We start from the raw sequence: 14528 nt of genomic DNA, 5'->3' as shown, positions 1-14528 counted from the left end.
CCCTCGTTTAAGCCCCTGGGCGTGAGCCCCGGTGCTTAAGCCGAAAATTTTTGAGGCTCCCAACCGGTTTTCCGGTGGGAGCCTTTCTTGTTGTCGCGTCGCCTGGGCCCGGGGCGAGCCCGGGTTCTTAACCTTCCGCGGGCTCCTCCTCCGGATCGCCCTCCCAGAAGCCGAAGCGCTTCAACCGCTCGCGGTCGGCCGCCGAGGTCGAGCCCGTGAGCTTCAGCAGTTCGGAGTAGATGCCCCCGGAGGTCGCCAGCTCCGCGGGGGAGCCAACCTCGTCGACGCGGCCCTCGTCCAGGGTGACGATGGTGTCCACGTTCGCGATCGTGGATAGCCGGTGGGCGATGACCAGCGTGGTGCGCCCTTCCATCAGCTGCTCCAGGCCTGCCTGGACCACGCGCTCGGCCTTGGTATCCAGCGCGGAGGTGGCCTCATCCAACACCAGTACGGGTGCGTCCTTCAGCATCGCGCGGGCCACCGCGATGCGTTGTTTCTGGCCACCGGACAGCCGCAGGCCCCGCTCGCCGATGACCGTGTCGTAGCCATCGGTGAAGCCCATGATGAACTCGTGCGCATTTGCGCGCTTGGCGGCGTGCTCGATCTCCGCCTGGCTGGCATCCGGGGTGGCGTAGGCGATGTTCTCCCGGATCGTGCCGGAGAATAGCGCGGGCTCCTGGAAGACCACGCCTACTGAGGAACGCAGCTCCGCGCTGGTCAACGTCGAGACATCCTTGCCGCAGACGGTGAGCGTGCCTGCGGTGGGCTGGTACAGCCCCAGCAGTAGGTTCACGAGGGTGGATTTACCGCCGCCGGACTCGCCGACCAGCGCTACCGTCTGGCCCCGCTGCGCGCTGAAGCTCACATCGTGGATGACAGGCTCGCCGGGCAGGTACTCGAAGTCCACGTCCCGGAACTCGAACACCGGCCCGGACTCCGGGGCGGAGAGCTGCGGGACGAGCGCGGCGTCCACGGTCTCCTGGTCGACGAGCATGCTGCCTCCCGGCCGGGAAGCGTCCCGCAGGGCGGGGGCCGTCGTCGGCTCCTCCAGTTCCTCCATCGCTTCGAAGTACTCGCGGGAACCGGCGGCGGCGCGCTGGGCGGTGTCCACCAGCCAGCTCATCATGCCGGCCGGCTGGCGGGCCATGACCACCAGCTGCAGCAGCAGGACCATATCGCCGAGCGTGAAGCGCCCGTTGATCGTCTGCCAGAACAGGGTGAGGTAGATGGCGAAGAAGATGATGTTCATCCCGCCCATGCGGAAGATGTCCATCATGTGCCAGTAGCGGGACTGCACGCGCGTGATCTGCACGGTGTCGTCGAAGTGCTTCTGGAAGATACGCAGCTCGCGCAGCTCCGTGACGAAGGACTTCACCACCTTCACCTGGCCGATGACCTCAGCGAACCGGCCCTGGGCGGTATCGATGTGTTCGTTTTTCTCCTTCTCCCAGACGATCCACTTCCGGCTCGTCAGCGCGGTGAGCCACAGGTACATCGGGAAGATGATGGCCAGTAGCAGGGCCAGTGGCCAGTAGTAGATCGCGGTGATGACCAGGATCATCGCCACCGTCAGCAGCATCGAGAAGAAGTTATTGGCGAAGGACTGCAGGAACTGGGTCAGCCCCAGGATCGAGCGGTCCAGCCGCGAGATGATGGTGCCCGTGACCTGCTTGTCGTAGTAGCTCTGCGGCAAGCTGAGCAGCTTCGCGAAGTAGCGGTTGGAGAGGATCTGCCGCATTCGGGTGGCCATCACGTCACCGAACCAGCCGCCGATGTTCCGCACCAGGTTATTGGCCAGCTCCACGCCGAGCAGGGCTACCGCCAGCCAGATCACGGTCTGCAGCGCGGTGTCACGGGAGAGCTCGCCCTGCACCGAGGCCATGATCGTGTCGGTGGCGCTTTTCACCAGGAATGGTGCGGCCAGAGCCAGGCCGGCGGTGAGGATGCTCGAGATCATCACGATCACGTAGAAGGGCATGAGCTCCTTCGTGGACCGTAGAATCCTGCCGAAAGCGGCAATCATGTACTCGCGTGCTCCTTAATTGGGCTTGAGGTCTACCAACCAAGAAGCCTAGTCAAGAGGGCAGACAAGTCTTAAGCGCTCTCTCCGAAGCCCGCCGCAGCGATCCGATCCAACGCTTGAGTGAGAATCTCCCGCGAGGTCGCGAAGTTGATCCGCAGGTGTCCGGCCCCACCGGCGCCGTAGATGGCTCCGGTGTTGAAGGCCACCTTCGCCCGCTGGAGGATCTGCTCGGCTGGGTCTGTTGGCCCCGCTGGATCCGTCGACGTTTCACTATTTGCGCCCGTGGTCGCACCCAGCCCCGGGACGTCGCGGGCATCCACCCACAGCAGGTAGGTCCCCTCCGGGCGGTGGAATTTCGCGCCGGGCAGAACCTCGGGCAGGCGGCGTTCGATCAGGTCGAGGTTGCCGCTGAGGTAGTCGATCTGTTCCTCCAGCCAGCCGGACTCGTCGCTGTAGGCGGCGGTCGCGGCGGCGATCCCGATGGTGGATGCCTCCCCGGTGCGCAGCTTGTGCACTCCTGCCATAATTTCGTGGTCGCGCGGGGAGCTCAGGATCATCTGGGCGCACCGGAGGCCGGCGGTGTTCCACCCCTTCGACGTGGCGGTGACCGTGATGGTGTTCTCCGCCGCGATCTCGCTGATCGAGGCGGCCGGGGTGTGCTGGTGCCCCGGGTAGACGATGGGGGCGTGGATCTCGTCGGAGATGACCCGCACGTTGTACTTCGCTGCCAGCTCGACGACGTCGCGCAGTTCCTCCTCGCTGAACACCCGACCGAGCGGGTTATAAGGATTGCACAGGATCAGCGACCCGGCCGGTGCGGTTCCGTGAGATTCTTCTGCGTTGCCGCCGTGTCCCTCTTCTGTTCCGACGACGCGTCCGCGTGTGGTTGCGGTGCCGGATGCGAAGACCTCCTCCAGGGCCGCGAGGTCGAAGCCTCCCTCCGGAGTCATGGGCACCTCGATCGCCGGCCGACCGGTGACGTCGGGGATCTCGAAGAAGGGGTTATAGGCGGGCACGGGCAGCACGATCGCGGAGCCAGCGGGAGTGAGCTCCTCGACGGCGATTGTCACGCCTGTGACCACGTCGGGGACAGAGCGAACCCAGTCGGGGGAGAAGCTCCAGCCGAAGCGGCGCTCGTAGAAGGCCGCGAGTGCTTCCCGCAGCTCTACGTCGTCAGCGGAGTAGCCGAAGTATTCGCGGTCCACGCAGTCCTGGATGGCACGGGCAACGGCGGGGCAGGTGTGAAAGTCGGACTCCGCGACCCACATGGGGATGACGTCATCGGGGTAGCCGCGCCACTTCTTCGTACCGCGGCGGCGCAGCTCCGCCAGGGTGGGCAATTCGAGTGTGCTGGAGTTGTGGCTAGTCATGGGCAACAGTGTACGCGCCCGGACGGGGGTGTAGACAACTCTGTCTACGTTGTGGCGTTGGGCGCTTAGTTAGAATCGAGTATCGATTGAACGCCAGAGCGACAGGCGTGTCGGCTGTCGATGGAGCTGTCGCGGTCCGGCGGATGGTCCCCGTGACCGATGAAGGAAGGTCAACATGAAGAATAAAACTCTGCGGATCGGCGCAGGCGTCGTCGGCGTGACCCTGGCGGCAGGCCTTGTCGCGTGCTCGGAGGAGGACACCGCTGCCCAGGGTGGGCGCACGATCGACAACTGCGGCATGGAGATCTCGATCGAGGAAAAGCCGGAGCGCATTGTCACCCTGCGCCAGGCCACCACCGAAAACCTCTTCGAGCTGGGCCAGAAGGACAAGATGGTCGGCACCAGCTCGCTGCGCGACAAGGTCCAGCCGAAGTGGCAGGAAGCCTATGACAACATTCCCGTGCTGAACAAGACAGTCGCGACGGCGGAGCAGGTGCTCGACGTGGACCCGGATTTCATCGTCGCCACCCAGCGCGGCAGCTTCGTCGAAAGCCTCACCGGCACCCGCGAGTTCTGGGCAGATAACGGGGTGCGCACCTTCGTCTCGAACACCGACTGCCCGGCGGATGGTACGACCGGCTTCGAGAACCTCCAGAAGGACTACGAGCAGCTGGGCCAGATCCTCGGCGCAGAAGACGAGGCCAAGAAGCTCATCGACCGGACCCAGGAGGCCGTCGATAAGGCGGATGTGAACTCCGGCAAGTCCCTCGCCTTCCTCTTCAACATCAACGACGCCGCCCCATGGGTCGACGGCCGCTACGGCATCTCCAACGATATCGCGAAGCTCACCGGCTCGACCAACGTCTTCGAGGACCTCAAGGAGGCCCGCAACGAAGTCAGCTGGGAGGCCTTCGCCGAGAAAGACCCGGACTACATCGTCGTCGCCGACATCTCCGGCCGCGGACTGCCGATGGATACTGCGCAGGAGAAGATCGACGAGCTCAAGCGCGAGCCCGCGACCAAGAACATGAAGGCGGTGCGCGAGAACAAGTTCATCGTCGTCCCGGGCGTTGGCCTGGACCCGTCCGTGCGCTCCCTCGAGCCGCTGGAGATCATCGCCAAGGAAGTATCCAAGGACGACTAGCTCCTAGCCCTGCTGCCTGCCCACCGGCCCCACGGCCGTGTCTGGGCGGGTCGCTACACTGGAGCGCATGTTAGATTTCGACACGCCTTCCAGCCTTCCCTACGAGCTGCCGGACTTCGCCAAAGTCGAGGTCAGCGAACTCGTTCCGGCCTTCTTCACCGCGGTGGACGACCACGCCGCGGAGATCTCGGCCATCGCGGCGAACCCCGAGGAGCCGACCTGGGAGAACACCGTGGAGGCCCTCGAGGCCTCTGGGCGGATGCTCGACCGCGTGCTCGCGGTGATCTTCAACTACGCCGGCACGATGGCCACCCCGGAGATCCGCGACGTGGAAGAGGCGGTCTCCCCGCCACTGGCGAAGCACTTCTCCGAGCTCTACCTCAATGAGGCGCTGTGGGAGCGCATCAAGCGGGTCGACGAGAACACTCAGATTGAGGAGGACAGCGAGGAGGCCGCGCTCATGGCCTACTGGCGCCGCAAGTTCCGCCGGGGCGGGGCGGAACTCGCCCCGGAGCAGCGGGATGAGCTCAAGCAAATCGACGAGCGCCTCGCCGAGCTCTCCACCCGCTTCGGCCGCGTCCTGCAGGAGCAGACCGAGGCCTCCGCCGTGCTGATCACCGAGGAGGCGGAGCTCGCCGGCCTCAGCGAGGCCACCCGCGAGGTGCTGGCCACCGATGCGAAGGAGGCCGGCAAGGAGGGCTGGCTCATCCGGCTCGGCCTACCCAGCGTGCAGCCCATCCTGGAGTCCCTCGAGAACCCGGAGGTCCGCCACCGGGTCTACGAGGCCTCCCTGCAGCGGGCGGGCACTGCCAACGATGAGACCCTCAAGGAAATCGCCCGCCTGCGTGCCCGCCGCGCCAAGCTGCTGGGCTACGCCTCCCACGCGGACTTCGTGGCGGAGGAGGAAACCGCCGGCTCCGTCGAGGCCGTCAAGGGGCTGCTGAACCAGGTGATTCCCGCCGCGGTGAGCAATGCCCACGGTGAGTACAAGCGACTGCTGGACAAGCAGGCCGTCTCCGCTGGAGCTGCCGGCGAGGAGAGCCCGGAGCTGACGGGCGCGGATTGGGCCTACTGGTCCGCCCAGCTGAAGCAGGAGGAACTCTCGGTCGACGAGGAGGAGCTGCGCAGCTACTTCCCACTGGACCAGGTCCTCATCGACGGCGCCTTCTACGCCGCCCAGCGTCTCTATGGCATCGAGGTTGTCCGCCGCGCAGACCTCGAGGGCTACCACCCGGAGGCCCTGGTCTGGGAGGTCCGCGAGGGTGCGGACAGCAGCTACCCAGGAGCGACCCCCGGGGAGGGTATCGGCCTGATCATCACGGACATGTACGCCCGCCCCACCAAGCGGGGAGGCGCGTGGATGAGCAGCTTCGTGGATCAGTCCGACCTGTTGGGAACCAAGCCGGTGGTCGTCAACGTCCTTAATATCGCCAAGCCGGCCGAACTCGCGCCGGGCGAGGTGGGACGAGCGCTGCTCAGCCTCGACGAGGTTGCCACGGTCTTCCACGAGTTCGGTCACGCCCTGCACGGGTTGCTCTCCGAGGTTCGCTACCCGAGCCTGTCCGGCACCTCCGTGCCACGCGACTTCGTGGAGTTCCCCTCCCAGATCAATGAGAACTGGGCCCTGCAGCCGGAGATCCTCGCTAATTACGCCAAGCACGTGGACACCGGCGAGGTGCTGCCCGCCGAGCTGGCCGCCGCCGTCCAGAAGCAGGCGCAGTGGGGCGAGGGCTTCGCCACCACCGAGTACGTCGCCGCCTGCGTGGTGGACCTGGCCTGGCACCAGCTCACCGAAGACGAGGCCGCCCAGGTTACGGACATCGCCGCCTTCGAGCGCCGCGCGCTCGAGGAGGCTGGCATCGATATCGCGGATAAGATCGCCCCGCGCTACCGCTCCGCCTACTTCAACCACATCTTCGCCGGCGGATACTCGGCGGACTACTGGTCCTACCTCTGGGCGGAAGTCCTGGACGCCGATGGTTTCCAGGCCTTCGTTGACACCGGGGCCGCCCGGGAGTCTGCGGTGGATGCTGACGAGGCAGCGACGAGCAACGAGGCGGGCGCCGACGAGATCGATCCGGACGATGTCCGCTTTGCCGGGGAGCGCTTCCGCCGCATGATCCTCTCGCGCGGTGCGACCATCGACTACGAGGATGCGTTCTGGATGTTCCGTGGCCGCCAGCGCAGCGTCGAACCACTGCTGCGCCGCCGTGGTCTGGCCGGTGCGGTTAACGGCTAAGCGCGCGCAACGAGTAGATTCTCGGTAGAGAGAACATGAATTGGCTGATCAACGCCTCGGTATGGATCCAGGCTCCGGTGGTGGTGGCGTTCCTGGCTGCCTTCGCCGGGGGTGCCTCCTGGCTGCTCAATAAGGTGCTCTGGGGGATTATCCCGCGAAGTGCCGAGGAGGCGGAGGTTCTGGGGCCAGAGAGCGTGAAGCTGCTGGCAGCGCAGGTTGAAAAACCTACGACCTCGGGGTCTGCTCAACGGTCCCCGGGTTCTCAGCCAGAGTGCGGCGCCGATGCTGATGGCGGGCGCTGCGGTGAACAGGAGAGTGTTTAGGAAACCATGAAGCACCATTCGAAGGTTCGGCAGGCCCTCGCCCTGCTGCTCGTGCTCCTTCTCGTGGCGTGGCTCGCGACTAACGTCCTTTAAGGTCTTCACCCCTTGGCGGTGGGGGAGGCCCGCAAAGATGCACGACTCGGGAAAATTGGCGTTTTAGTGATCTGCACCACTTATGTGTGTTTTTATAGCTGTAGCGAAATCTATTCCTGAGCTACGGTCCACAAAGGAGAATGATGAGGACGGAATACACCTCAGAACCGCTGTATACCATCGGCGAGAACGAGACGATTCTCACCGCGCTGCGTGACCTGCAGAAAGATCACCCCAGCGTGGTCTCCTTCAGTCGCCCGAAGAACTTCGACTGGGAGGACGTCACCACCACCCAGTTCCTCGACGAGGTCTACGCCGTCGCCCGCGGTCTCATCGCCAATGGGGTGAAGGCCAAGGATCGCGTCGTCATCATGTCGGAAACCCGCTACGAGTGGTCGCTGCTCGACCTGGCGATCCAGGCGGCGGGCGCGATCTCCGTGCCGATCTACCCCTCCTCCTCGACCTCCCAGTGCGCCTGGATCGTGCAGGACTCCGGCGCCAGCTTCGCCGTCGGTGAGACGCAGGAGCACTGCGAGCGCCTCGAGAACTTCATCCCCGAGGACGGCACCCCCACCGAGAAGGAACCGCTGACGCGTGTGCTGGGCATCAACCGCGGCGCCGTCGACATCCTCATCAACGACGGCCGCGACAAGAAGATCTCCCAGGACGAGGTGGAGGCCCGCATCGCCGACGTGCGTTCCTCCGATGTCTGCTCCATCGTCTACACCTCCGGCACCACCGGCCTACCGAAGGGCTGCATGGTGCTGCACTCCAACTGGCTCAGCGAGGCCCGCGGCCTGGGAACTCACCCGATTGGTCGCCTGGGTATGCCGGGCAAGAGCGCGGTGACCTTCCTGCCACTGGCTCACGTGCTCTCCCGCGCGGTGTCCTACCTGCTGCTGATCACCGGCTGCACTCAGACCCACTGGTCGGACTTCGGCACTCTGGTCACCGAGTTCCAGCGCTCCAATCCGAACATGATCCTGGGCGTGCCACGCGTCTTCGAGAAGGTCCACGCGGGCATGCGTGCTAAGGCCTCCGATGGATCCAAGATCGGCGAGAAGCTCTTCGAGCGCGCCGAGAAGATCGCCGTGGAGTACTCCAAGGCGCTGGACACCCCACAGGGCCCGAACCTTGCCCTGAAGACCAGCCACGCCATCTTCGACAAGCTGATCTACTCCAAGGTTCGCGAGGCCATGGGTGGGGAGCTGGAGTACGCCATCTCTGGAGGCTCGGCACTCAACGCGGAGCTCATGCACTTCTTCCGCGGCGTCGGCGTGTACATCTACGAAGGCTACGGGCTGACCGAGTCCACCGCCGCCATCACCGTGAACTTCGAGCCGGATAACATCATCGGCACCGTGGGCCGCCCCGTTGGCGGTAACACCGTCCGCATCGCCGACGACGGCGAGATCCTGCTCAAGGGAGACGTCGTCTTCGGCGGCTACTGGAACAACGAGGAGGCCACCAAGGAGGCCTTCGACGAGGACGGTTTCTACGCCACCGGCGACCTGGGCGCCCTGCTGCCGACCGGCCACCTGCGCATCACCGGCCGCAAGAAGGAAATCCTCGTTACTGCCGGCGGTAAGAACGTCTCCCCGGGTCCGCTGGAGGACATCCTGCGTTCCGCCCCGCTGATCTCCCAGGCTATGGTCGTGGGCGATGATCAGAAGTTCATCGGCGCCCTGATCTCCCTGGATGAGGATGCGGTGGAGAGCTGGAAGGCCCGCAACGGCATCTCCGCCAATACCTCGATCCGCGAGCTGGCGAAGAACCCGAACCTGCGCGGCGAGATTCAGGACGCGATCAACGAGGCCAACCAGTCGGTGTCCCACGCGGAGGGCATCAAGAAGTTCCGCATCGTCCACCGCGACTTCGAGGAGGAGCGCGGTGAGGTGACCCCCTCGATGAAGCTCAAGCGCTTCATGGTGGAGAAGAACTTCGCCGACGACATCGCCTGGATCTACTCCGAGAAGTAGCTGCCCGGCCCCAATCGCCGCCCCACCCGGTGGCGGTGAGGGGCCGAAAGCTCATATAAATCCCCGGACACGGCCAAGCCTCCCGGACGTACCCGCATCACTCACATAATGTGATGCGGGTACAGCCTTTTATGCGCCGCCCTACAGGGAACCGGAAGCTACAAGGCGAAGTGCCGGATGTCGTGGACGAAGCGAAAAAGGGAGGTCACGTGCACTACGATGCGTCGCTGCGCGTGCGCGACCTCACCCAGAACATCTACGACATCGGCGATGAAATCGCCGAGCACATCGAGCACATTGCCCAGGCCATCGCGGACTGGGACGGCGAGTTGGTCGAGGACTGCTTGCTCGAGTTCACCTCCGTCGTCCGCCAGGGGCGCAAGGAGGTCCGGCCGGGGCTCGCGGAGCTCAACGGCCTGCGCCAGGCCTTCGTCTCCGGCGTGCGCAGCGGCGAGATGTCCAATACCTTCCACCACCCCGGGCGCACCCTGTCCTTCCTGCGCAAAGGTGCACCCACACTGCCGACTGACAGCGGTGAGGCTGCAACCGGGGTGACGTCCTCTTCGCAGGACGCTGACGACGAAGCCCGGCCGCAGATGGCGACGACCGTCGGCTGGCGGCTGTGGCTGCGCGAGCGCAACGAGGAGCTCATCGGGGAGTTGGAGAAGCTGGCCGAGTGGGTCGTCCAGCAGACCGACCTGGCCATCAACGCGCAAGCCGTGCTGCTGCCGCAGGTCTTCAACGAGGCGGAGAAGCGCACTCGGGAGATCGTGGCGCACTGGCAGGAGGGCGTGGCCAAGCAGCCCGCCGTGGCGCAAGCCATGCGCGGGGAGGCCCCACCGCAGTTCCTCGCCGAGCGGGCGCGCATCGAGCAGCTCATCGTAAAGCTGACGAAGCGTCGTGGCCGGGTAGTGTAGCTGGGCATGACCAGCGGGCTGTATATCCACGTGCCGTTCTGCGCCTCGCGCTGCGGCTATTGCGACTTCAACACCTATACCCCCGCGGAGCTGGCCGCCGATCCCGCCAGCATGGGGTCCGCGCAGGGGCGCACCCCGGCCGGCTATCTCGACGCGCTCGAGGTGGAACTCGAGCTGGCGGCAGCGGCCTGGGATCGGCGAGGACTCTACGAGGGAGCATCCGACCCCGGGGTGAGCACGGTCTTCTTCGGCGGCGGTACCCCCTCCATGCTGGGTGCCGAGGGGCTGGTGCGTGCCCTCAACGCGGTGCGTCGCACTGTCGGCCTGGCCCCGGACGCGGAGGTCACTACCGAGGCTAACCCGGAGTCCACGAGCCCGGAATTCTTCGCCCGACTCCGCGAGGCCGGCTTCAACCGGATCTCGCTTGGCATGCAGTCGGCGGCGGGGCACGTGCTGAAGGTTCTGGAGCGCCAGCACACGCCCGGCCGCCCGGAACAGGCGGTGGCCGAGGCCAAGGCCGCGGGCTTTGAGCACGTGAACCTGGACCTGATCTACGGCACGCCCACCGAGCGCGACGAGGACCTGGCCCGCAGCGTGGATGCCGTCATCGAGGCGGACGTGGACCACGTCTCCGCCTACTCCCTCATCGTCGAGGACGGCACCGCGATGGCCCGCAAAGTCCGCCGCGGGGAGCTGCCCGCCCCGGACGAAGACGTCTACGCCGATCGTTACCGCATGATTGACGAGCGGCTCGCCCAGGCTGGTTTCCAGTGGTACGAGGTCTCCAACTGGGCCAAGCCGGGCGGGGAGTGCGAGCACAACCTCATCTACTGGCGCGACGGTCAGTGGTGGGGTGCGGGCCCGGGAGCCCACGGCTGCGTGCGACTGCAGGAAGGCACGGCGGCGCAGTACCTGCCGGCCGAGGCCGCGGAGCGCGTTGGCGCGGAAGACTTCTCTGGCATTACCCGCCTGGTCAACGCCAAGTACCCCGCCCGCTACTGGGAGTCCCTCATTCAGCGCCGCGACCTGCCTGCGGTGACCTTCGAGCCGCTGAGTCGTGCGGACCTGGCCACCGAGCACCTGATGCTGGGGCTGCGACTGCGGGAGGGAGTCGCGCTCGCCGGGCTGGCGGGAGCCGAGGTGGAAATCGAGCGCTACGAGCGCCTGGGGCTGCTCGAGGTCGATGCGTACGCGCAGCGTCTGCGGGTCACGGAGCAGGGTCGCTACTTGGTGGACGGCATCGTCACCGATCTGCTGCTCGCCATGGAGTGATCATGGAGTGAGTCGGGCCTTTCGCCTAGGCTGGGGGAGAAGCAGAACAGATGGTGGTGAGCTTTTTCCGTGACTAATCGCGTGCCGAAGAACCGCGCGTCGCTGTCGACCCAGCAACGACGCAGCGAGGTGCTGCGCGCCATCGTGTCGGACTACATCTCCCTGCAGGAGCCGGTGGGTTCCAAGATGCTCCTCGACCGGCACCAGCTGGGAGTGTCCTCTGCGACGATCCGCAACGACATGGCCGCCCTCGAGCAGGATGGCTACATCACCCAGCAGCATGCCAGCTCGGGGCGCATCCCCACCGCGAAGGGCTACCGCCACTTCGTGGACGGCATCCACGCGGTCAAGCCGATGAGCATGCCGGAGCGCCGGGCGATCCTGGACTTCCTGGAGCATGGGGTGGATCTGGAGGACGTCCTGCGCCGCAGTGTGCAGTTGCTGGCCCAGCTGACCCGCCAGGTGGCGGTCGTCCAGCTGCCGGACATACGCATCGGCCGGGTGAAGCACTGCGAGCTCGTGCACCTGACCACCCACCGCCTGCTCGTCGTCCTCATCACGGACACCGGGCGGGTCGACCAGCGCAACGTTGACCTCGCGGAGCCGCTCGCCGAGTCCGACCTGCCGCGCGTCCGCGACCTGGTCAACCACAGCGTCGTCGGACTCACCCTGGAGGAAGCCTGCGCGAAGATCGCCTCCCTGGCTCAGGAGGCCAGGTCGAAGACGGTACCCGCGGAGCTGCGGCCGGCCCTGATCGCGGTGGCGACCGTGCTGATGGAGACCATGGTGGAGCGCCCCAACGACCGGCTCATCCTCGCTGGTACCCCAAATATCGCCCGGGTGGGGGAATTAACCCCGGTGCTCGAAGCGTTGGAAGAACAGGTCGTCGTTCTCAAACTCCTCTCCGGGGTTCGCGACATGGGCATCCAGGTCAGCATCGGCGAGGAAAACGAGGACGAAGAACTGCGCAGCGCCTCGGTGATCTCCACCGGCTATGGCGCGGAAAACGCGGTCATGGGCGGGCTCGGTGTGCTGGGCCCGACCCACTTGGACTACCCCGGCACGATGTCTAAGGTGACCGCAGTGGCGCACTATGTATCCCGGATTCTGGCCGGGGAGTAGACTGCAAGTTTGGTTTCGATAGCGAGCAAAGGGGATAAAACTCACCGTGGCCCGTGACTATTACGGCATTCTGGGCGTGGACCAAAACGCCACCGATTCGGAGATCAAGAAGGCTTATCGCAAGGTCGCCCGCAAGTACCACCCGGACGTCAACCCGTCCGAGGACGCGGCGGAGAAGTTCCGCGAGGCAACCCTTGCCCAAGAGGTTCTCCTTGACCCGCAGAAGCGCCAGATTGTGGACGCCGGTGGCGACCCAGAGGAGCCGGGCTTCGGCCAGCCGGGCGGCGGCGGTGGATTCGGCACCGGCGGACTGGGCGATATCTTCGACGCCTTCTTCGGCGGTGGCGGCGGGGGAGCGGGCCAGCGCGTCCCCCGGGTGCGCCGCGGCAACGATGCGCTGCTGCGCATCTCGCTGAGCCTGGAGGAGATCTACTCCGGCATCAAGCACGAGGTCACCGTGGACACCGCGGTGCTGTGCGAGCCTTGCGAGGGGACGGGGTCGCAGTCCAAGTCTGAGCCGGTAGGCTGCCCCACCTGTCACGGGCAGGGCCAGGTCATGGAGGTTCAGAACTCCATCCTGGGCCGCGTGCAGGTCGCCCGCCCGTGCCACCGCTGCGGCGGCACCGGCGAGATTATTGAGGATCCGTGCGAGAACTGCCAGGGCGATGGCCGGGTGCGCGCTCGCCGGGACATCGCGGTGAATATCCCGGCCGGTATTTCCGACGGCATGCGCATCCGCATGACCGGTGAGGGCGAGGTCGGCCCGGGCGGCGGCCCGGCCGGTGACCTCTACATCGAGGTCCAGGCCGAGGAGCACCCGATGTTCATCCGTGAGGGCGATAACCTGCACGTCACCATCTCCGTCCCGGCGGTGGACGCCGCTTTGGGGACGAAGACCTCCCTGGAGTTGCTGGATGGCAGCAGCGAGTCGGTGGAGATCCCGGCAGGAACCCAGCCGGACGAGCAGATCCGCCTGTCTGGTCAGGGCATGCCGCACCTGCGCCGCGAGGGCCACGGCAACCTGATCGTCCACGTGGACGTCACCGTGCCGACCAACCTGAGCCACAAGCAGCGCGACCTGTTGGAGCAGCTGCGTGAGCACTCCAAGGAAGACGTGGCAGTGAATACGAAGGGTGGCCAGCACAGCGGCCTGTTCTCCCGGCTGCGCAAGCACTTCTCCCGCACCTAAGAAGGCGCGGGGAGGCCGCTAAGGCCGGCCTGGCCAAACACCCGTGCCTCGGCTCAGCCAGCCGAGGCACCAGCAGAAGAAGCGGAAAGAACCTAGTGACAGAATCGGTGTTCATCCAGCCCCTGCCCGAGGGGATTGCGGTCGGTGATTCCGTCCAGCTCACCGGGGCGGAGGCTCGCCACAGCCAGGTCAAGCGCATCGCCGACGGGGAGGCGGTCATCGTCAGCGACGGGGCCGCCACCGCCGTGCGCGGTGCGTTCTCCGCCGCGGGGGTTCAGGTCACTGAGCTGCTGGAGCTACCGCAGCCCACGCCTCGGGTGACGATCGTCCAGGCGCTTCCGAAGTCCGACCGCTCCGAGCTAGCGGTGGACCTGATGGTCCAGGCCGGGGCGGATCGCATCATCCCATGGGCGGCCAGCCGCTGCATCGCCCGCTGGGATAAGAAGGAAGATAAGGCTCTGGCCCGCTGGGAGAAAACCGCGTTCGCGGCCACCAAGCAGTCCCGCCGGCTCGTCCTTCCCGAGATCACCGGTCTGTTGCGCAACCTCACTGACCTGCCAGAGCTGGTGCCGACGCTCGCCGGGCCACAAACGACTGCGCGGCTCGGGATGCTTCACGAGGACGCCCGCGGCAACTTCCGCTCCTTCGTTGAGAGCGCGGCTGGGGTCGAGGACATCGTGCTGGTCATCGGCCCAGAGGGCGGCATCGCTCCGGACGAGCTAGCGACCCTCGAGGAGCTCGGCGGCCACGCGGTTGTTCTCGGCCCCGAGGTGCTGCGCACGGCCACCGCCGGCGCGGTGGCGCTGGGAGCGATTGGCGCCCTCACGGACCGTTGGGGCGCGGTAGGATAAGGCCCA

Annotated in this window: 11 protein-coding genes; 9 read left to right on the top strand and 2 right to left on the bottom strand. The window is 66.0% G+C overall.

The genetic code is table 11. From position 1 onward, the window contains the following. Positions 1-127 precede the first annotated feature (127 nt). Positions 128-2023: an ABC transporter ATP-binding protein gene (locus tag QP997_RS06630; RefSeq protein ID WP_284846626.1), complete on the bottom strand. Its 1896-nt coding sequence runs from the start codon at positions 2021-2023 to the stop codon at positions 128-130. 71 nt (positions 2024-2094) lie between these two features. Continuing rightward, positions 2095-3393 (bottom strand): MalY/PatB family protein, encoded by a 1299-nt coding sequence (locus QP997_RS06625; RefSeq protein WP_284846625.1) that lies wholly within the window; start codon positions 3391-3393, stop codon positions 2095-2097. A 175-nt stretch (positions 3394-3568) separates the two neighbouring features. Between QP997_RS06625 and QP997_RS06620 the strand changes: the two genes are divergently transcribed. The 9 genes from QP997_RS06620 to QP997_RS06580 all read left to right on the top strand — a co-directional run bounded on the left by QP997_RS06620 (position 3569) and on the right by QP997_RS06580 (position 14522). Beyond that, on the top strand, positions 3569-4537 hold the full coding sequence (locus QP997_RS06620; protein WP_284846624.1) for an ABC transporter substrate-binding protein: 969 nt from the start codon (positions 3569-3571) through the stop codon (positions 4535-4537). Positions 4538-4604: 67 nt separating this feature from the next. Then, positions 4605-6776 carry a M3 family metallopeptidase gene (locus tag QP997_RS06615; protein ID WP_284846623.1) on the top strand — a complete coding sequence of 724 codons (2172 nt, stop codon included), beginning with the start codon at positions 4605-4607 and terminating at the stop codon, positions 6774-6776. Between the two features lie 35 nt (positions 6777-6811). Beyond that, entirely contained in the window at positions 6812-7099 is a 288-nt protein-coding gene (locus QP997_RS06610; RefSeq protein ID WP_284757942.1) for a hypothetical protein, read from the top strand. Between the two features lie 236 nt (positions 7100-7335). Continuing rightward, positions 7336-9171, top strand: coding sequence for an AMP-dependent synthetase/ligase (locus QP997_RS06605; protein WP_284846650.1), 1836 nt, complete (start codon positions 7336-7338; stop codon positions 9169-9171). A 170-nt stretch (positions 9172-9341) separates the two neighbouring features. After that, entirely contained in the window at positions 9342-10088 is a 747-nt protein-coding gene (locus QP997_RS06600; protein ID WP_284846622.1) for a hypothetical protein, read from the top strand. A 6-nt stretch (positions 10089-10094) separates the two neighbouring features. Next, positions 10095-11360: a radical SAM family heme chaperone HemW gene (hemW, locus tag QP997_RS06595; protein ID WP_284846621.1), complete on the top strand. Its 1266-nt coding sequence runs from the start codon at positions 10095-10097 to the stop codon at positions 11358-11360. Between the two features lie 69 nt (positions 11361-11429). Further along, complete coding sequence (gene hrcA, locus QP997_RS06590; protein ID WP_284846620.1) at positions 11430-12482, top strand: heat-inducible transcriptional repressor HrcA; 1053 nt, start codon at positions 11430-11432, stop codon at positions 12480-12482. Between the two features lie 46 nt (positions 12483-12528). Continuing rightward, positions 12529-13671, top strand: coding sequence for a molecular chaperone DnaJ (gene dnaJ / locus QP997_RS06585; protein ID WP_284846619.1), 1143 nt, complete (start codon positions 12529-12531; stop codon positions 13669-13671). Positions 13672-13766: 95 nt separating this feature from the next. Next, positions 13767-14522: a 16S rRNA (uracil(1498)-N(3))-methyltransferase gene (locus tag QP997_RS06580; RefSeq protein WP_284846618.1), complete on the top strand. Its 756-nt coding sequence runs from the start codon at positions 13767-13769 to the stop codon at positions 14520-14522. Positions 14523-14528: the final 6 nt, after the last annotated feature.

The sequence above is a fragment of the Corynebacterium sp. MSK039 genome, assembly GCF_030232315.1.
In the GTDB taxonomy this organism is placed as follows: Bacteria; Actinomycetota; Actinomycetes; order Mycobacteriales; family Mycobacteriaceae; genus Corynebacterium.
The sequence above is the reverse complement of the archived record's forward strand: the minus strand, read 5'-3'. Positions and strand labels throughout refer to the sequence as shown.